The organism is Microbacterium sp. NPDC055903, from assembly GCF_053615555.1.
In genome coordinates this window covers 121,252-139,428 of sequence record NZ_JBSHCA010000001.1, presented here as the reverse complement: position 1 = coordinate 139,428, position 18,177 = coordinate 121,252, and the positions used below count along the sequence as shown (strand labels likewise).

Here is an 18,177-nt window from a genome sequence, read left to right as displayed (position 1 = left end):
CCACACCACAGAGAAAGAGATCGCATGAAGAGAATGGCAGTGACGGCGACAGCGTTGGTCGCCGCAGCAGCGCTCGCCCTCACCGGCTGCTCCTCGGAGCGCGGCGGAGACGACACCGGGACGGGCTCCGAGGAGGAGACCACGACCGGCTTCGAGGCCGGGGCCACGATCGGCGTCGCGCTTCCCGACAAGACCAGTGAGAACTGGGTCCTCGCCGGCCAGCTGTTCACCGACGGCCTGACCGCGGCGGGGTTCAAGCCCGACGTGCAGTACGCGCCGGCCAGCAACACCGTCGCCGAGCAGCAGAACCAGATCCAGGCGATGGTCACCAACGGTGCCAAGGTCATCATCATCGGCGCGAAGGACGGCAAGCAGCTGGCCACGCAGGTGCAGGCGGCCAAGGACGCCGGCGCCTATGTGATCGCCTACGACCGTCTCATCGAGAACACCGAGGCCGTGGACTACTACGTGGCCTTCGACAACTTCAAGGTCGGTGAGCTCCAGGGCCAGGCACTGCTGGATGGTCTTGAGGAACGGGCCGGCCACGAGGCCCCGTACAACATCGAGCTGTTCTCCGGCTCGCCGGACGACGCGAACTCGGCGGTGTTCTTCGATGGTGCGATGAGCGTGCTGCAGCCGAAGATCGACGACGGTACCCTGAACGTCGTCTCCGGTCAGACCGAGATCGCGCAGACCGCGACCGAGGGCTGGCTCGCGGAGAACGCGCAGAACCGGATGGACACGCTGCTGACCGGCTCGTACGGTGGCGACACGGTCCTCGACGGTGTTCTGTCGCCGAACGACACGCTCGCGCGTGCGATCATCACGTCGGTGCAGCAGGCGGGCAAGACCGTTCCTGTCGTGACCGGTCAGGACTCCGAGGTCGAGTCGGTCAAGTCGATCATGGAGGGCATCCAGTACTCCACGATCAACAAGGACACCGCGCTCCTCGTCGAGCAGTCCATCAAGATGGTCGGCCAGCTGCAGGCCGGCGAAGAAGTCGACGTCAACGACACCGAGCAGTACGACAACGGTGTGAAGGTGGTTCCGGCCTACCTGCTCGACCCGATCATCGTCACGAAGGCGAACGCCGCAGAGGCTTACGCCAACGTGCCGAGCCTTCTGGAGATCGTCGAGTCCTACCAGTAAGCAGCTCGCAGCATCCGACGAGCCGCCCCGGCGTCAGTGCCGGGGCGGCTCGTCCGCGTCCGCCCGGCTACCCTGGTAAGGACATGGCACATCTTCTCGGGGCCGAGGGCCTTCATCTGGAATATCCGACCAAGGTCGTCTTCGACTCCATCACCCTCGGGATCGAGGAGGGCGATCGCATCGGCATCGTCGGCCGCAACGGCGACGGCAAGTCGAGTCTGCTCGCCATGCTCGCCGGTCGCAAAGAGCCGGATGCCGGACGCGTGACCGTGCGATCGGGCACGAGGATCGGCGTGCTCGACCAGGCGGACACGCTGGACGATTCCCGCACCATCGCCCAGTCCGTCGTGGGCGATACCCCGGAGCACGAGTGGGCGGGAGACCCGCGGGTGCGCGACGTCATCCAGGGCCTGCTCGCCGACCTCGACTGGAACGCCCCGGTCGCCGCCCTCAGCGGCGGGCAGCGCCGCCGCGTGTCGCTGGCCGCTCTCCTCGTCCAGGACTGGGACGTCATCGCGCTCGACGAGCCGACCAACCACCTCGACGTCGAAGCGGTCACCTGGCTCGCCGGGCACCTGAAGAAGCGCTGGTCGGCGAACGCGGGCGCCTTCCTCGTCGTAACCCACGACCGTTGGTTCCTCGACGAGGTGTGCACAGAGACGTGGGAGGTGCACGACCGGATCGTCGAGCCGTTCGACGGCGGGTACGCCGCCTACATCCTGCAGCGCGTCGAGCGCGATCGGATGGCCGCCGCGACCGAGGCCAAGCGGCAGAACCTCGCGCGCAAGGAGCTCGCATGGCTGCGCCGCGGTGCTCCGGCCCGCACGAGCAAGCCGAAGTTCCGCATCGACGCGGCCAACGAGCTCATCGCCGATGTCCCGGAGATCCGCGACAAGGTCTCCCTGCAGTCCCTTGCCGTCTCCCGACTCGGCAAGGACGTCGTCGACCTCCTCGACGCGGGCGTCACGTATCCGGATACCGACGCCGGCCCGGGACGGGAGGTGCTGCGCGATGTCGAATGGCGCATCGCGCCGGGGGAGCGCACCGGCATCCTCGGTGTGAACGGCGCGGGGAAGTCGACCCTGCTCGGGCTCGTCGCCGGCACGATCGAACCCACCTCCGGACGCGTCAAGCGCGGCAAGACCGTGCAGGTGCGCACCCTGACCCAGCGCATCGACGAGCTCGAGCAGCACTGGGACGACCCCGTGCGCGTGGTGATCGCGGGGCTGCGCACCTCGTACACCTTCGGTGCAGGATCGAAGGCCGCAGACCTCACACCCGGACAGCTCCTGGAGCGGCTCGGCTTCTCTTCGGCGCAGCTCTCGACCCCGGTGAAGGACCTCTCCGGCGGGCAGCAACGACGCCTGCAGCTGCTTCTCGTGCTGCTGGACCAGCCGAACGTGCTGATCCTCGACGAGCCGACGAACGACATGGACACCGATATGCTCGCCGCGATCGAGGACCTTCTCGACTCCTGGCCTGGCACCCTTCTCGTGGTGAGCCACGACCGCTACTTCCTGGAGCGCGTCACCGATCAGCAGTACGCGGTCCTGGACGGCCGGTTGCGCCATCTCCCCGGCGGTGTGGACGAGTACCTGCGCTTGCGAGATGCCGGAAGGGGCGCGGCGACGACGCCCACGGCGACGAGCGGCGGCGCACCTGCGGCCGCGCGGGTCTCCGGCGCCGAGGAGCGGGCGGTGCGCAAGGAGCTCGCCGCCGCGGAGCGCAGGCTCGAGCGTCTGACCGGGCAGGCCGCGCAGCTCCACGAGACGATGGCGGCGCACGATCCATCCGACTACGAGGGGCTCGGCAGGCTCAACGACCAGTTGCGCGCCATCGAGGCCGAATCGGCTGAGGTCGAGGAGCGCTGGTTCGAGCTCTCCGAGCAGGTCGGCTGAGTCAGCCCCTGAGACCGGTCGGCTCCGGGTCGAACGTCCGGCGGGCGACGACCTCGACGATCGTCTGCGCGTCGAGGTCGTCGATCGTCACGGGATAGGGCGCGGCGCTGCGCGCCAGATCCTCCGGGTGACGGTCGTTGCGTTCGCCGACGACGAAGAGATGCGGATCCTGCCTGTCGCGGATGATGCTGACGATGAGCTCGGAGCCTGGGCGGGCGCCATCGATGAGGGAGAGGATGACTCGCCCGAAGGCATCCGCTGTCTCTCGGTCCGCGATCCGCACGTCCTCCGTGCGCAGCACGAGCGAGATGCCGAGGGAGCGCGCTCTGGCGAGCGCCACGGCCAGCCACCGGGCGACCAGGGGCGCATCCACCGGCAGCGAGAGGAGCTGGCGCAGGTAGCGTTCCTCGTCCCGGCAGCGCAGGCGGACCTCCACCGACATCGGCGAGAGAGTGCCGTCTGCGATCTCGCCGAGCAGCGCCAACGGCTCGGCGAGCCCGGCGGAGCTGAGTCTCTTCCGGCTCGCCATCGCGACCTCGTCTCTGGCCGCCGCGAGCCTGGCCTCGTGGGTGCGCACGTACGCCTCCGCGGTCGCGCGGGCGATCCGCTGGATCTGGTGGCCGAAGATGTGCCAGGCGGCGAGGATGCACAGCGGGGGAGCGAGCAGGAAGGCGAGCAGAACGGCCGCATCCGCCCCGATGTCCGGATTCCACGTCGCATACGCGACGGCGGTCGAGGCGGTGAGGATCAGAGAGAGCAGGTAGGGGAGTCTGCTGCGCGCTGTCGCGTCCAGCACGATCGGGAGCACGGCGAACATCGCGGCGGGGAATGCGTAGGCGCCGTCCGGCAGGTCTGCCGCACCGATCGTGAGGATGACGGTGGCAGGCAGGGCGATCATGACGAGGCCGGCGAGCCAGTCGGGGAGCGTCCTGCCGCCGCGGCTCGTGAGCCACATCGTCAGGATGAGCGCGACGGTGACCAGGAACGCGATGTGGGTGAACGGGAACCCTGTGGGGTGCACGAGCAGGATGACGAGCGCGGCGCCGAGCGAAGGCAGCGCGGGTACCCATGCGATCCGACGCCTCATCGCGGTGACCGTCTCGTCGACCGGGATCTCCGTCGATGCCGCCTCGAACGTGGGTTCGGCGTCGAGAGGGCAGACAATGCGCGCCGTGGTCCCCTGGCCTGGCGTCGAGTCGAGCGTCGCCTGCAGTCCGGCGGACGACGCACGTGCGAAGAACGATTCGGTGAGACCTCTCCCCGCACCCGTCGCGCTGTCGAAGCCCCTGCCATCGTCGGACACGGTCACCACGAGCGCATCCGACTCGATCCTCACGTCGACGGCGACGGCCTCCGCCCCCGAGTGCTTGGTCGCGTTGCGAAGGATCTCCAGCGTGCAGCCATGCAGAGCGTCGACGGTCTCGGCAGGGAGAGCGGCGGCATAGCGCAGCAGCTCCGCCCTGGGCATGCCCGTCTCTTGCACAGGAAGGAGAGCCCGTCCACCCCAGGAGAAGGCGTCCCGCATCGGATCGCGCGTGCCGGCGAAGAAGTGCCTGATGCGATCGAGATCCTGAGCGCATCGTTCGCGGACGCTCTGCTCTTCCAAGAAGCGGCCATCGGATGCCGCCAGCGAACCGAGCGTGTTCACGATCGTGTCGTGCAGCAGCCGCATGCCCTCCGCGATCGAGTGCGCGGAAGCCCTGGCCCCGGCGGCACCTCGGCGTGCCTCGGCCGCCTCCGCGATCGCCAGGTCGACCTGATCGGTGAGGCGATGCAGCGACCGCATCCTGCTCGCCGCCAGCAGGCTGATGGTGACCAGCGAGGCGGCGCTGGTGGCGACGATCGACAGACCCCACTCCGGGTGAGACCACGCGATCGAGGCACTGACCAGGACGGCGACCACGATCACGCTGATCAGCGCGCCCGTAGTGTGGCGGCTGAGCGTCAGCGGGACGGTGACGGCCGGGAGGAAGAGCACGAAGGCGAGCACGGACAGGGGTTCGCCGATCCCGGCGGCCATCGCGTAATCGAGCATGATCGAGATGCTGAAGGCCGCGAAGAACCAGCCCTGCCAGAGACCCGTCCATCTCAGGGCGACGGCGCCGAGGACCGCGACGACGGCGTGCAGGAGCACGGCCCAGTACGTCTCGACGCGCAGATCCGAGAGCATCGCGGCGAGGACGAAGAGCGCCTGCGCCCCGGCCAGCCCGCCCACCTGCGCCAACCGGATCGCCGAGCCGTAGCTCTCCGCGGACCAGCGGATCTCGTCACGGCTGCTCGGATCGACGAGCGACGACGGCGAGGAGGACATCATCAGGATTCTCTCACGCGACGTGCGGCGACGATCGTGCGCCCCTCGCGGATGAGCGCGCATCGTAGGATGATTCCTGTCCGCGCATTCCCGGCGCCCGCGTGCCCGGGGCGGACGACGCAGGGCAGGAGGAGCACGAAATGGCACGGTCGCGCTGGCGCATCGCCATCGTCGAGGACCATCTGCTCCAGCGAACGCTCACCGAGCGGATCGTGCAGTCAGACCCCGAGCTCGCCGTCGTGTTCTCCGGCGAGACGCTCCCCGACTTCGTCCGCTGGTGGCGTCGTCAGTCGCCCGCGACGAGACCGGATCTCCTGCTGCTGGACCTCGTCGTCGACCGAGGGGGCTTCGCGAGTCCTGTCCTCGTGGAGCGCCTCGTCGAGGAGGGACTGCGGGTGGGCGTCTTCTCCGCGCTGAACTCGCCACCGCTGGTCAGGCAGATGATCCAGGCCGGAGCGAACGGTGTGATCGGCAAGCGCGATTCCGAGCAGCAGATCCTCGTCGCGATCAGATCGATGCTCCGCGGCGAGGAGTGGACGACGCCGGAACTCGCCGCGGTCATCGCTCAGGACGCGAACCGGCCGCAGCTCAGCGACCAGGAGGAGCGCCTGCTGGCGCTGTACGCCTCTGGGCTGGCGCTGGATGCGGCCGCGGCGCGCATCGGCGTGCAGCCGGGCACGGCGAAGAAGTATCTGCAGCGCATCAAGGAGAAGTACCGGGCGATGGGACGCCCGGCGGACACCAAGCTCGAGCTCCGCCGCGCGGCGCTCGCGGACGGTCTGCTCCCCAACCGCTGACGCGGAGGAATATCCTGCTCCCAGAGATGTTGGGAGGTGGAGATGCACGGTCTTGAAATCACTGTCCTCATCGGCCTCACGATCCTCGTCGGAGCGCTGCTGGCGCCACGCATCCGTCTGGCGCTGCCCCTGGTGCTCGTGATCCTGGGTCTGCTCCTCGGGTTCGTGCCCGAGCTGAGGGAGGTGCAGCTGCCGCCAGAAGTCGTGCTGCTGCTGTTCCTGCCCGTGATGCTGTTCTGGGAGAGCCTGACGACGTCGTTGCGCTCGATCCGTCGGGACTTCCGCTACATCCTCCCGATGAGCACCCTCCTCGTCGTCGCCTCGGCGTTCGCCGTCGCCGGCGTCGGGGTGCTGCTCGGCCTGCCCTGGGAAGTCGCCCTCATCCTCGGTGCGGCCGTCGCCCCGCCGGATGCGACGGCCGTGGCTGCGCTCGGACGGCTGCTCCCGCGCCGCATGTTCATGAAGCTCAAGGCGGAGAGTCTGACCAACGACGGCACGGCCCTCGTGCTGTACGCGATCGCGGTCTCCCTCGCGCTCGGCGGCGATGTCACGGCCCTGTCGGTGACCACCGACGTGCTCGTGTCGTATCTCGGAGGGATCGCCGCCGGTGCCGTCATCGCGGTGCTGGGCTACCTGCTGCTGCGCAGGACCGACTCGACCGCGGTCATCAACGTCACCCTGCTGCTGATCCCGTTCTCCGCGTTCCTGCTCGCCGAGACCGTGCACGCCTCTGGGGTGCTCGCCGTCGTCGTCGCCGGGCTCCTCGTCGCGTGGGCGTCGCCCCGGGTGACGACGGCCTCCTCCCGAAGCCAGGCGGATGCCTTCTGGCCCTTCGGCGTCTATCTCCTCAACGGCGCGCTGTTCGTGCTGATCGGGCTCGAGGTGCAGCTCGTGGTGCACGAGATCTCCGCGGCGGCGATCGGGCGCCTGGTGCTGATCACCGTGGCGGTGTGGGCGACCCTGCTGGTGGTGCGCTTCGTCTTCCAGTGGATGAACACGCCGTTCCAGGCGCGTCCCGCCGTCAGACCGCCGCGCGGGACGCGAACCAGGGCCCGCACGGTGTCCACGGTGGCCGGCATGCGGGGTGCCGTCTCGCTGGCGATCGCGCTGTCGGTTCCGTCTTCCGTGGGAGGGCGCGAGGAGATCGTCTTCGTCACGGCGGGGGTGATCCTGCTGAGCCTCCTCGTGCAGGGTCCGCTGCTGCCCGCCGTGGTGCGGTGGGCGCGCTTCCCGGCCGATCGTGCCGAGATCGAGGAGCACGAGCTCGCCGAGCGGACGATCTCCGGCGCTGCGCTCGCCGCGCTCGACGAGCTCGCGGCCGAGCACGGCGTCGGGGGAGAGGTGCTCGATCTCGTCCGCTCGGAGGGGTACCGGCGCCTCGAATACGCCAATGCGCGCACGCTCGCGCGCGAGCAGGCGGCGGTGGATGCCGAGGCGAGCGCCCTGGACGCGCTGCTCGCCGAACCAGATCCGCTGGCGCCGCAGCCCGCGCCCTCCGGTGGCGAGGAGGGGGCGACCCTGCAGATGATCGCCGCTTCGACGGACGTCGACCTGCTCCAGCGCTCCCCTCTGGTGCGCCATGACGAGCACACCCGTCTCCGGCTCGCCCTGCTCGATCGCGAGCGCGAAGTGCTGCTGGGGCTTCGCCGCTCCGGCACGGTCGACGACCTCGTGGTGCGGCGCATCTCGGCGCGGCTCGACCTCGAGCAGGTGCGGCTGCAGGGCATCGAGGAGTACGACTGAGCCCGCTCAGGGCGCGGCGGACAGGGACCTTCGCGTCGTGAAGCGCCGTTCGGCGCCGGTCAGCGGATCGACGAACTCCACGCGCGCGGCGAGCAGCTGCAGCGGGCGGTCGAAATGGTCCGGCGCCTCGGGCTGCAGCACAGGGTAGAAGCCGTCGTTCAGGATGCCGAGCCCGAGGGACGCCAGGTGCACACGCAACTGGTGCATCTTGCCGGTGTGCGGATGCAGGCGGGTGTGCACGACACGCTCGTCCGCGTTCAGCACCTCGATGAGCGTCTCCGCGTTCGGCTCCGCGTGCGGTTCGACCTGCACGCACACCTCGTTGCGCCGCTTCACGATGTGGTTGCGGTAAACGAGGGGGAAGGCGTCCGGATCCCAGTCGTGGGGGCGGGTCGAGACGGCCTCATAGACCTTCCGCACCTCGCGCCGTTCGAAAAGCAGCTGATACGCGCCACGTGTCACCGGCCTCGCGGAGAACATGAGCAGCCCCGCGGTCGCCCTGTCGAGGCGATGGATCGGTGTGAGGTCGGGGATGCCGAGTCGATTGCGGAGCCGGACGAGCGCGGAGTTCTGAAGGTACTTCCCCCCGGGGGTCGTCGGCAGGAAGTGCGGCTTGTCGACGACGACGAGGTCGGCGTCCTGGTGCAGGACCTCGACGTCGAAGGGGATGTGCTTCTCTACCGGAGGCTCCCGGTAGTACCAGACGAACTCCTCCGCGCCGAGCGGGGTGTCCCGCCGAAGGCCCGTTCCGTCCCGCGCCACGATCTCTCCTCGGTCGAAGCGCACGAGCAGTCGCTCGGGATCGAGATGGAAGAAGCGCTCGACCATGTACGCCGAGATGGTCGGCCACGGCCCCTCCACGGGCACATGCAGTCGTGTTGCGCCTACGCCGTCACGGACAGGGAGCGGTGAGGCCATCGCCATAAGCAGGATCCGCCTTCACGCGTCGAAGCTGAGGCTGAGCTTGCGAAGCAGCGCCGCCAGGCGGTCGCGGTCGCCGCGCGGCAGGGCCTGGAGGAGGTCGGCCTCCACATCCACGAGCCGGGTGATCGCCGCATCCACGCGGATGCGGCCATCGTCGGACAGCGTGACCAGCACGCTCCGGCCATCGCCGGGGTCGGCCTCGCGGGTGACGAAGCGCCGCCCCACGAGGCGGTCGATGCGGTTGGTCATCGTCCCGCTGGAGACGAGGGTCTGCTGGAGCAACTGCTTCGGGCTCAGCTGAAACGGCGCACCGGCGCGGCGAAGGGCGGACAGCACGTCCCACTCCCAGGACTCGAGGTCGCTGCGACGGAACACGTCTCTTCGCGCGCGGTCGAGATGCTTGGAGAGCCGGTCCATCCTCGACAGCACCTCGAGGGGGGAGAAATCGAGGTCGGGTCGCTGGGCGTTCCACGCCTGGACGATCCGATCGACCTCATCCGCCTCGCTCATCCGTCCATTATCCCAGGGCATGGCAGACTTGTCGGGTCGCCCGTTCGAGCGCACGATGGTGCGCGACGGGCACGGTCCGCCGTGGTGTAATGGCAGCACGACAGCCTTTGGAGCTGTGAGGTCCAGGTTCGAGTCCTGGCGGCGGAGCATGACCGAGAACAGCCTCGCCATCATCGTCCTCGCCGCAGGCCAGGGCACCAGGATGAAATCGCGCCTGCCCAAGGTGCTCCACGCGGTATCGGGACGCCCGCTCGTCGGGCACGTCCTGACGACCGCGGGGCGCCTGGGCGCCGAGCACGTCGAGGTCGTGGTCCGTCACGAGCGCGATCAGGTGGTCTCCGCCCTGCAGGGCGCCTATCCGGATGCGGTCTTCATCGATCAGGACGACGTGCCTGGCACCGGGCGGGCGGTCGAGGTCGCGATCGACGCGATCCCCGGCTTCGCCGGCGACGTCCTCGTGCTCTCCGGAGACTGCCCGCTCGCAGATGACGAGACGCTCGCGGCCTTCATCGCCGAGCACCGCGCCTCCGGCGCCGAGGCGACGCTGATGACGGCCGTCGTCGACGACCCGACGGGATACGGTCGGGTGATCCGCGACGCCGACGGCGGGGTCGATCGGATCGTCGAGCAGAAGGACGCGACGGCCGAGGAAGCCGCCGTCGCAGAGATCAACGCGGGGATGTACGTCTTCCGTTCGGACGTGCTCCGCGAGTACCTCCCGCGCGTCGGCGTCGACAACGCCCAGGGGGAGAAGTACCTCACGGACGTGCCGGGGCTCGTGCGCGCGGCGGGCGGTCGCATCGCGGCATCCGTCGTCAAGGACGTCGCCGTCACGTACGGCGTCAACGACCGCGCCCAGCTCGCCGAGGTGGGACGCCTCCTCAACGCCCGCATCGTGCGGCGCTGGCAGCTGGAGGGCGTGACGGTCATCGATCCCGCGACGACCTGGATCGACGACGACGCCACCCTCGCCCCGGACGTCACCATCCTGCCCAACACCCACATCCTGCGGGCGACGACCATCGCCGCGGGCGCGACGATCGGACCCGACACCTCGCTCGTCGACTGCGAGGTGGGCGAGGACGCCGTCGTGCGCCGCACGGACGCCACCCTCGCCGTCATCGGTGCGCGGGCGAGCGTCGGACCGTTCTCCTACCTGCGCCCTGGCACCGTCCTCGGGGCGGGTGGCAAGATCGGCGCCTATGTCGAGACGAAGAACGCCGAGATCGGCGAGGGCAGCAAGGTCCCGCACCTGTCGTACGTCGGGGATGCCACGATCGGGCGCGGAGTGAACCTCGGCGCCAGCACGATCACCGCCAACTACGACGACGTGAACAAGCACCGCACCGAGATCGGCGACGAAGTCCACACCGGATCGCACACGGTGCTCGTCGCGCCCGTTAGGCTTGGACCCGGCGCGAAGACCGGTGCCGGCGCGGTGGTCCGCAAGGATGTCCCCGCCGGTGCGCTGGCCATGAGCGTCGCCCCCCAGCGGAACATCGAGGGCTGGGTGGAGAAGAACAGAGCAGGAACCGGCGCCGCGGATGCCGCGGCGAAGGAACGATCCGCGGAATAGGCAGGCCATGGCGCGCAAGAAGAAGACCGTCGAACTCGACCGCGACAACGGCATCGCCCCCGGCCTGGTCGCCAAGACGAAGAAGCGTCTCGTCGTCGCCGGCGGACGCTCGCACCCCGAGCTGACCGCTGCGGTCGCAGAGGCGCTGGGCACGGAGATCGCGCCCGTCGAGCACCGCACCTTCGCCTCCGGCGAGATCTACGCGCGCTTCGAGGTGTCCATCCGCGGCTGCGATCTCTTCCTCGTGCAGACCTTCGGCGAGCCGGTCAACGAGTGGCTCATGGAGACGCTCATCATGATCGACGCGGCCAAGCGCGCCTCGGCCAAGCGGATCACGGTCGTCGCCCCGTACTACCCGTACTCGCGGCAGGACAAGAAGGGCCGCGGACGCGAGCCCATCAGCGCCCGTCTGGTCGCCGACCTGCTCAAGACCGCCGGTGCCGACCGCGTGATGAGCGTCGACCTGCACGCCGCCCAGATCCAGGGCTTCTTCGACGGTCCCGTCGACCACCTCTTCGCCAAGCCCGTGCTCCTGGACCACTTCGAGCGCTCGCTGAGCCCGGCCGATCGCGAGATCCTCACGGTCGTCTCGCCGGACATGGGCCGTGTCCGCGTGGCGGACACCTGGTCCGACAGCCTCGGAGCGCCGCTGGCCATCATCCACAAGCGCCGCGACCCCAAGGTCGCCAACCAGGTCTCCGTCCACGAGATCGTCGGCACCGTGGCAGGTCGCACCTGTCTGCTGGTGGACGACATGATCGACACCGGCGGGACGATCGTCAAGGCCGCTCAGGCGCTGAAGGCGAACGGCGCGCACCGGGTCATCGTCGCAGCGACGCACGCGATCTTCAGCGACCCGGCGTCGGAGCGTCTGCAGGACTCCTCGATCGACGAGGTCGTCGTCACCGACACGATCCCCCTCTCCGCCGCGCGGCGCTGGGAGAACCTGACGGTCCTGCCGATCGCTCCGCTGCTCGCGCGAGCGATCCGCGAGGTGTTCGAGGACGGCTCGGTCACCAGCATGTTCGGCGGAGACGCATAGCATCCGCACCCGCGGGACACAGCGGGCGCATAGCGGGGCTTCCTACGCTCGAAGGCATCCACCGAGCCGGAAGGACCACCCTCATGATCCGCACGACCGTTCCCGCCCCCGTTCGCACCGGTGCCGCCCTCGTCGGCGTCGCCGGCCTGTTCGTCCTCGCCGGATGCGCGGGGACCGCGGATGCCGAATCCACGGCCGGATCGTCGAACGATTCCGGCGCGGAGTCGTCGACTGCGGAGTCGAGCGGCGGGTCGGGGGAGTACACCGACGGCACGTACACGGCAGACGGCCAGTACCAGACCCCTGAGACGATCGAGTCGATCTCGGTGACGCTCACGCTCGAGGACGGCGTGGTCACCGATGTCGAGGTATCCGGTGATCCGCAGGCCCGCGAGACCGAGCAGTACCAGGGCGAGTTCATCGCCGGCATCGAGGCGGAGGTCGTCGGCGTCGCGATCGACGACCTCGACGTCAGCCGGGTCGGCGGCTCCTCGCTGACCAGCTCCGGTTTCAACGCCGCGGTGGAGGACATCAAGGAGCAGGCCGCGGCCTGAGCGATCATGCCCGTCTGGCGATTCGAGGCGATCGGCACGGTCTGGGAGATCGAGAGCGTCCGCGAGCTGACCGATGCCGAGAGGCGTGCCGTCACGGTGCGGATCGACGGCTTCGATCGCGAGTGGTCGCGATTCCGTGACGACTCGTCGGTGTCCGAGCTCGCGCGCCGCGGCGGCGCCGTCGAGCGACCGGCGGATGCCGTCGTGATGCTCGACGCCTACCGCGAGCTGTCGGCCGCCACCGCTGGGGCGGTGCAGCCGTTGATCGGTGCGAGTCTCGAGGCCCTCGGCTACGACGCGGACTACTCGCTGAGGGCCGGTGAGCCGGTATCGGCGCCGCAGGGCTGGGAGGAGATCGTCGACTGGGCAGGCGATGAGCTGGTGCTCACACGCCCTGCGCTCCTCGATGTCGGGGCTCTCGGCAAGGGGCGCCTCGTCGATGCCGTCCAGGAGGTTCTGGCCGAGGTTCCCGGCGAGCTCGTCGTGGACGCCGGCGGTGACATCGCCGTGCGCGGCGAGATACGGATCGCCCTCGAGCATCCCTACGACCCTGCCAAGGCGATCGGCGTCGCCACCGTGCGCGACGGAGCACTGTGCGCCTCCGCCGTGAACCGGCGCTCCTGGGGTGATGGCCTCCACCACGTCCTCGACGCCCGCACGGGGCTCCCCGTCCGCACCTGGGCGGCCACCTGGACAATGGCGCAGGACGCGATGCAGGCGGATGCCGTCGCCACCGCCCTGTTCTTCGACGGCGGGCCGGAACTCGCCGCCCGATGGGGTGTGGAATGGGTGCGGATGAGCACCGATGGCCGCGCCCAGCGCTCTCTCGAAGCCCCGGTGGAGCTCTTCACCGCGCCATCCCGGGAGTGAGCGCCCCGCACCGCACGCCGGAGTACCGGCTCGACCCCCGATAAGGCAGAGTGTTCCCGTGATCTCCTCCCTCGTCGCCTTCCGGCAACGGACGCTGGCCGTCCTCGGCGCCCTGTCGATGTACCGACTGGTGCTGCTGTCGCTCGCCGCCCTGGCCGTCATCGCCCTGGTGCTCTCGAGCCTCGGCGTGATCGTCTCGCCGGGGCCCGGAGACATCCTCGTCTCGTTCTTCGTGCTCGCCGTCTCGATCTGCGCGGTGGATGCGCTCAGCCAGCGTGTGCTGCGCCTGCCGTGGCGCATCGAGTCCTCACTCGTCACCGCGCTGATCCTGCTCTTCGTCCTGCGGCCGGGCATGGATCTGCCCGCTGTCACAGGCCTGGCCCTGGCCGGCGTCCTCGCGAGTCTGTCGAAGTACCTCCTGGTCTGGCGGGGCAGGCACATCTTCAACCCGGCCGCCTTCGGCGCCGCCGCCGTCTCGATCGCCGGGTCCTTCGGGGCGCTGGAGTGGCTAGGCACCTCCGCATCCTGGTGGGTCGGCACGCCGTCGCTGGCCGTCCCCGTCATCGTGCTCGGCATCCTCGTCCTCTGGCGCACCGAGAAGGTCAGGGTGGTGCTCGTCTTCGTCGTCGTCGCGATCCTCGTGGCCGTGCTGCGCCAGATCGTCCAGGCGCAGCAGGCGGGGCTGGAGGTCGATCCAGCGGCGTCGCTCGTGTTCGCTGCGGTGCAGACGCCGTTCCTCTTCCTCGGCATCTTCATGCTCTCCGAGCCGCTGACGCTGCCGCCGCGGCGGCGCCAGCAGCTCGTGGTGGCCGTGGTCGTCGGGGTGCTCGCCGGGTGGCCGATCTCCGTCGGAGGCCTGTTCACGCTCGGTCAGGACAGAGCGCTGCTCCTCGGAAACCTCGTCGCCTTCGCGTTCGCGCTGCGCGGAGCTGTCAGGCTCACCCTCGAACGCCGCGCGCTGCTCACCCCGACCGTCCAGGAGCTGACCTTCAGGGCGCACGGCCCCGTGCGCTTCCTGCCCGGTCAGTATCTGGAGCTCGACGTGCCGCATCGCCGTCCCGACGCCAGGGGCACGCGCCGAGAGTTCAGCATCGTCTCGGCGCCTGCGGACCTACCGACGCTGCGGATCGCGTACAAGAACGGTGATCAGCAGCATCCGTCCAGCTACAAGCGGGCCCTCGCGGAGGCGGCGCCCGGCGCGGTGCTGGCCGTGACCGGCGTGTGGGGCGATTTCGTGCTGCCCAGGGCCGAGACGCCGGTGCTCATGGTCGCCGCCGGTATCGGCGTGACGCCGTTCGTCTCGCAGCTGCGACAGCTGGAGGCGATCGGACAGCGACGGGACGTGGTGCTGCTCTACGTGGCATCCGCGGCCGCGGAGCTGGCCTTCCGTGATGAACTGGCAGCGACGGGCACCCGCGTGGTGGTGTTCACGCCCGATGAGCCGGAGGACCTTCCCGCGCAGTGGAGCTGGGCGGACGGCGCACGACTGGATGCTGCCGCTCTCGGTCGCGCGGTGCCGGATCTCGCCGGACGTCACGCCTTCATCTCGGGTCCGCCGCGGTTGATCGCGGACCTCACGCCCGCGCTGCGCGGGGCGCGGGCGCTGACGACCGACGCGTTCGCGGGGTACTGACCGGTTCTGCGGATCAGACGGCTGGCTCGGCCGCCGCCTCTCCGGGGCTGATCGGGATCCGGACGGTGAACGTCGTCGAGCCTGGTTCGCTCTGGACCTCGATCTCGCCGTGGTGTCCGTCGACGATGGCCTTCGCGATGGCGAGGCCGAGACCGGTTCCGCCCGTCTGGCGCGCGCGGGAGCTGTCGCCGCGCGCGAAACGCGCGAAGAGCTCCTCGCGCACCGCAGGGTCGATTCCCGGTCCGTCGTCGTGCACGCGGAGGACGGCGTCGCCGCCGTCCCTCGCGACGGACAGCGTCACGGTCGTCCCCGCCGGTGTGTGCGTGCGGGCGTTGGCGAGCAGGTTCGTCACGACCTGGTGGAGGCGTCCGGCGTCGCCGACGACGATCACCGGTTCCGCGGGGACGTCGATGCTCCATGCGTGGTCGGCGGCGGTGGGGCGGGCATCGGCGATGCCCTCGACGGCGAGCTGGGTGAGATCGACGGTGCCGTAGACGAGCTCGCGTCCCTCATCGAGGCGCGCGAGCAACAGGAGGTCCTCGACGAGCCTGGTCATCCGCAGCGACTGCGCCTGGATGCGCTCCATCGCCGATCCGGTGCTCTCCATCGCCGCGAGCGAATCGCCCTCCCCACGCTCCTTCGCCCTTCCCAGCGCCTTCAGCGAGAGCTCGGAGTAGCCGCGGATCGACGCGAGGGGAGTGCGCAGCTCATGGCTGGCGTCGGCGACGAACTGCCGCATCCGCTCCTCGTTCTGCTGACGGGCCGCGAGGGAGGCGTCGACGTGATCGAGGAGGGTGTTCAGTGCGGAGCCGACCAGCCCCGTCTCGGTGCGGGGGTCCGCCTCCGCGGCAGGCACGCGCTCGGTGATGGACACCTCGCCGCGGTCCAGCGGCTGATTCGCCACGCGGTTCGCGGTGGCGGCGACCGCGCGCAGCGGCTTCAGACCGAGCCGGATCGTCACGGCGGTGGTGAGGGCGAGCAGGATCAGCCCGCCGAGGGTCGCCATGGCGAGCACGGTGAACAGCTGTGTCAGCGTTCCCTGGATCTCATCGCGGGAGAAGCCGACGACGACGGTGATGCCTCCGGGCGTCGTCACGGCGGAGAAGCGGTAGGAGCCGAGCTCCGACACGGTCGCCGTGAACTGGGGGGCGCCGTTCATCGCGTCGCTGATCTCGTGGAGCTGCGCGGAGGTGAGCTCGACGGTCTCGGATTGGCTGAGTATCGCTCCGCTCGTCGTGATGCTCCCGTGCGGATCCTCGATCGCGAGCAGGGTGTCGTCCTGCACCCGTACAGCGGAGGCGATGTCCGCGACCGTCAGCGTCTGCCCGAACAGCCGCGCCCGGTCGGCCAGGGTGTCGACGATCTGGGTGAAGCCCCTGGCCGTGGTCTGCACCTTCTGGTCGAGCTGGGCCTCGAGAGTGCGGCCGAGGGTCGCGCTCGTGATGAGCGCGACGATGATGAGGATGAGGGAGACGAACCCGATGACGGCCGCCATCAGCCGGGTCTGCAGGCTGAGAGGCCTGCGTGCCGCCCTCTCCGCGGTCACTGCGGTGCCTTGATCATGTAGCCCACGCCGCGCACGGTGTGCAGGAGCGGCGTGCGGCCGGCGTCGATCTTCTTGCGCAGGTACGAGATGTACAGCTCGACGACGGACGACTTTCCGCCGAAGTCGTAGCTCCAGACCCGGTCCAGGATCTGCGACTTGGACAGGACTCTCCGCTCGTTGCGCATGAGGTAGCGCAGCAGCTCGAACTCGGTGGCGGTCAACTCGATCTCATCGCCCGCCCGCACCACTTCGTGGCTGTCCTCGTTGAGCGTGAGGTCGGCGACGCGCAGGATCGACTGGGCGTCGTCGCTGGTGGCGTGACCGGTGCGGCGGATGATCGCGCGGAGGCGGGCGATGATCTCCTCCAGGCTGAAGGGCTTCGTGACGTAGTCGTCGCCGCCGGCGGTCAGCCCGGCGATGCGATCGCCGACGGCGTCCTTCGCCGTCAGGAAGAGCACAGGGACGAAGTTCCCCGCCTCACGCAGGCGCCGGAGCACCGACATTCCGTCGAGGTCGGGCATCATGATGTCGAGCACCAGGGCGTCCGGCTCGAACTCCCTGGCGACCTGGAGGGCTTCGAGGCCCGAGGATGCGGTGCGGACCTCCCAGCCCTCCATGCGCAGGGCCATGGAGAGCAGATCGGTAAGCATGGCCTCGTCGTCCACGGCGAGGATGCGCAGGGCAGAGCCGTCAGGGCGTCGGAGATCCGGCAGTTCGTTCGTCATGACTCCCATTCTGAGGAGTTCACTATGTGATTCCTATGGAATCGGCTATGCGTCGCCTGTGAGTTCCGGATCGCTCGTCGTTCACGTGTCCGATGCGTCCCTGCCCTCCCAGATGGCGCTCATCTCCTCGAGTGAGCGCCGGGTGATCGCGGTCATCGCGTCCGCCGCGCGCTGGCCATCACCGGTCTGCACGGCGTTCGCGATGTCGACGTGCCACTGCAGAGCCTCGGGCGAAGGCACGTGCGGCATGAGGCCGTAGCGGGTTCTGCCGTGCAGGACCTCCTCGATCACGCTGTGCAGCTGCGCGAACATCTCGTTGCCGCTCATCGCGAGGATCCTGCGGTGGAACACGGCGTCCAGCGCGAGGAACTCTCCGGCATCGCCGCCTCGCCCCGCGGCCCAGAGCCGCCCTGCGATGCCGACGAGCTCTCCGGCGTCCTCGAAAGAGGCGCGGGATGCGGCGAGTCGGGCGGCGGTGGGCTCGACGGCGCTTCGCAGCTCGGTGAGCGCGCGGAGCTGGTCGAGGCGATGGGGGCCGGCCATCCGCCAGCGGATCACCTGCGGGTCGTAGACGTTCCACTCCGGCAGGGGCATCACTCGCACGCCCACGCGACGCCTCGGAGAAACCAGGCCGAGTACCTGGAGGGCTCGCAGCGCCTCGCGCACGACGGGACGCGACACCCCGAACCGCGTCTCGATCGAGTCGGTCGTGAACACCGTCCCCGCCTCGATGGCGCCGGCGCAGATCTCGGTGCCGAGCGCGTCGAGCACACGTCGGCGCAGGTCCCCGGTGGGTGGAACGGCGGGTTCGGTCACGCATAGAGCATATCTTTTGGTTTCCGAGGCCAGTATTTGTCATACTTTTATCGAGGCTGGATGGCCGGGAGCGGAGGTCGACG

General features: G+C 69.5%; 15 protein-coding genes and 1 tRNA gene. 10 read left to right on the top strand and 6 right to left on the bottom strand.

Features of this window, described 5'->3' with window-relative positions; all coding sequences use genetic code 11:
* Window positions 1-24 precede the first annotated feature (24 nt).
* Both ACWGJP_RS00685 and ACWGJP_RS00680 read left to right on the top strand, forming a co-directional pair.
* Window positions 25-1,149, top strand: coding sequence for a substrate-binding domain-containing protein (locus ACWGJP_RS00685; protein ID WP_452327823.1), 1,125 nt, complete (start codon window positions 25-27; stop codon window positions 1,147-1,149).
* A gap of 83 nt (window positions 1,150-1,232) precedes the next feature.
* On the top strand, window positions 1,233-3,047 hold the full coding sequence (locus ACWGJP_RS00680) for an ABC-F family ATP-binding cassette domain-containing protein (protein ID WP_452327822.1): 1,815 nt from the start codon (window positions 1,233-1,235) through the stop codon (window positions 3,045-3,047).
* Between the two features lies 1 nt (window position 3,048).
* On the opposite strand, the gene ACWGJP_RS00675 is transcribed toward ACWGJP_RS00680, so the two are convergent.
* Window positions 3,049-5,358, bottom strand: coding sequence for a sensor histidine kinase (locus ACWGJP_RS00675; protein WP_452327821.1), 2,310 nt, complete (start codon window positions 5,356-5,358; stop codon window positions 3,049-3,051).
* Window positions 5,359-5,498: 140 nt separating this feature from the next.
* Here ACWGJP_RS00675 and ACWGJP_RS00670 point away from each other — a divergent pair, with 140 nt between their 5' ends.
* Window positions 5,499-6,155 (top strand): response regulator, encoded by a 657-nt coding sequence (locus tag ACWGJP_RS00670; protein ID WP_452327820.1) that lies wholly within the window; start codon window positions 5,499-5,501, stop codon window positions 6,153-6,155.
* Window positions 6,156-6,197: 42 nt separating this feature from the next.
* A complete protein-coding gene (locus tag ACWGJP_RS00665) occupies window positions 6,198-7,898 on the top strand; it encodes a Na+/H+ antiporter (RefSeq protein WP_452327819.1) in 1,701 nt (566 codons plus the stop codon).
* A 6-nt stretch (window positions 7,899-7,904) separates the two neighbouring features.
* Here the strand turns inward: ACWGJP_RS00665 and ACWGJP_RS00660 are convergent, their stop codons facing one another.
* Both ACWGJP_RS00660 and ACWGJP_RS00655 read right to left on the bottom strand, forming a co-directional pair.
* Window positions 7,905-8,816, bottom strand: coding sequence for a pseudouridine synthase (locus ACWGJP_RS00660; RefSeq protein ID WP_452327818.1), 912 nt, complete (start codon window positions 8,814-8,816; stop codon window positions 7,905-7,907).
* Window positions 8,817-8,837: 21 nt separating this feature from the next.
* Window positions 8,838-9,332, bottom strand: a complete 495-nt coding sequence (locus ACWGJP_RS00655; protein WP_452327817.1) for a MarR family winged helix-turn-helix transcriptional regulator — start codon at window positions 9,330-9,332, stop codon at window positions 8,838-8,840.
* Between the two features lie 75 nt (window positions 9,333-9,407).
* Here ACWGJP_RS00655 and ACWGJP_RS00650 point away from each other — a divergent pair.
* From ACWGJP_RS00650 to ACWGJP_RS00625, 6 genes are all read left to right on the top strand, one after another.
* A tRNA-Gln gene (locus ACWGJP_RS00650) sits at window positions 9,408-9,479 on the top strand.
* A gap of 1 nt (window position 9,480) precedes the next feature.
* Complete coding sequence (gene glmU, locus ACWGJP_RS00645; RefSeq protein WP_452327816.1) at window positions 9,481-10,908, top strand: bifunctional UDP-N-acetylglucosamine diphosphorylase/glucosamine-1-phosphate N-acetyltransferase GlmU; 1,428 nt, start codon at window positions 9,481-9,483, stop codon at window positions 10,906-10,908.
* 7 nt (window positions 10,909-10,915) lie between these two features.
* Window positions 10,916-11,950, top strand: a complete 1,035-nt coding sequence (locus ACWGJP_RS00640; RefSeq protein ID WP_452327815.1) for a ribose-phosphate diphosphokinase — start codon at window positions 10,916-10,918, stop codon at window positions 11,948-11,950.
* A gap of 83 nt (window positions 11,951-12,033) precedes the next feature.
* A complete protein-coding gene (locus tag ACWGJP_RS00635; RefSeq protein ID WP_452327814.1) occupies window positions 12,034-12,504 on the top strand; it encodes an FMN-binding protein in 471 nt (156 codons plus the stop codon).
* Between the two features lie 6 nt (window positions 12,505-12,510).
* Window positions 12,511-13,374, top strand: coding sequence for an FAD:protein FMN transferase (locus ACWGJP_RS00630; RefSeq protein ID WP_452327813.1), 864 nt, complete (start codon window positions 12,511-12,513; stop codon window positions 13,372-13,374).
* A 58-nt stretch (window positions 13,375-13,432) separates the two neighbouring features.
* Window positions 13,433-15,007 (top strand): FAD-dependent oxidoreductase, encoded by a 1,575-nt coding sequence (locus ACWGJP_RS00625; protein WP_452327812.1) that lies wholly within the window; start codon window positions 13,433-13,435, stop codon window positions 15,005-15,007.
* Between the two features lie 13 nt (window positions 15,008-15,020).
* Here ACWGJP_RS00625 and ACWGJP_RS00620 read toward each other — a convergent pair whose 3' ends face one another.
* From ACWGJP_RS00620 to ACWGJP_RS00610, 3 genes are all read right to left on the bottom strand, one after another.
* Complete coding sequence (locus tag ACWGJP_RS00620; RefSeq protein ID WP_452329473.1) at window positions 15,021-16,502, bottom strand: sensor histidine kinase; 1,482 nt, start codon at window positions 16,500-16,502, stop codon at window positions 15,021-15,023.
* Window positions 16,503-16,549: 47 nt separating this feature from the next.
* Entirely contained in the window at window positions 16,550-17,278 is a 729-nt protein-coding gene (locus tag ACWGJP_RS00615) for a response regulator transcription factor (RefSeq protein ID WP_452327811.1), read from the bottom strand.
* 81 nt (window positions 17,279-17,359) lie between these two features.
* Window positions 17,360-18,094, bottom strand: a complete 735-nt coding sequence (locus ACWGJP_RS00610; protein WP_452327810.1) for a FadR/GntR family transcriptional regulator — start codon at window positions 18,092-18,094, stop codon at window positions 17,360-17,362.
* Between the last annotated feature and the right edge of the window lie 83 nt (window positions 18,095-18,177).

Coding starts and splice junctions, on each gene's coding strand:
- ACWGJP_RS00685 (WP_452327823.1), top strand. CDS start 25: ATGAAGAGAATGGCAGTGACGGCGACAGCGTTGGTCGCCGCAGCAGCG.
- ACWGJP_RS00680 (WP_452327822.1), top strand. CDS start 1,233: ATGGCACATCTTCTCGGGGCCGAGGGCCTTCATCTGGAATATCCGACC.
- ACWGJP_RS00675 (WP_452327821.1), bottom strand. CDS start 5,358: ATGTCCTCCTCGCCGTCGTCGCTCGTCGATCCGAGCAGCCGTGACGAG.
- ACWGJP_RS00670 (WP_452327820.1), top strand. CDS start 5,499: ATGGCACGGTCGCGCTGGCGCATCGCCATCGTCGAGGACCATCTGCTC.
- ACWGJP_RS00665 (WP_452327819.1), top strand. CDS start 6,198: ATGCACGGTCTTGAAATCACTGTCCTCATCGGCCTCACGATCCTCGTC.
- ACWGJP_RS00660 (WP_452327818.1), bottom strand. CDS start 8,816: ATGGCCTCACCGCTCCCTGTCCGTGACGGCGTAGGCGCAACACGACTG.
- ACWGJP_RS00655 (WP_452327817.1), bottom strand. CDS start 9,332: ATGAGCGAGGCGGATGAGGTCGATCGGATCGTCCAGGCGTGGAACGCC.
- glmU (WP_452327816.1), top strand. CDS start 9,481: ATGACCGAGAACAGCCTCGCCATCATCGTCCTCGCCGCAGGCCAGGGC.
- ACWGJP_RS00640 (WP_452327815.1), top strand. CDS start 10,916: ATGGCGCGCAAGAAGAAGACCGTCGAACTCGACCGCGACAACGGCATC.
- ACWGJP_RS00635 (WP_452327814.1), top strand. CDS start 12,034: ATGATCCGCACGACCGTTCCCGCCCCCGTTCGCACCGGTGCCGCCCTC.
- ACWGJP_RS00630 (WP_452327813.1), top strand. CDS start 12,511: ATGCCCGTCTGGCGATTCGAGGCGATCGGCACGGTCTGGGAGATCGAG.
- ACWGJP_RS00620 (WP_452329473.1), bottom strand. CDS start 16,502: ATGGCGGCCGTCATCGGGTTCGTCTCCCTCATCCTCATCATCGTCGCG.
- ACWGJP_RS00615 (WP_452327811.1), bottom strand. CDS start 17,278: ATGACGAACGAACTGCCGGATCTCCGACGCCCTGACGGCTCTGCCCTG.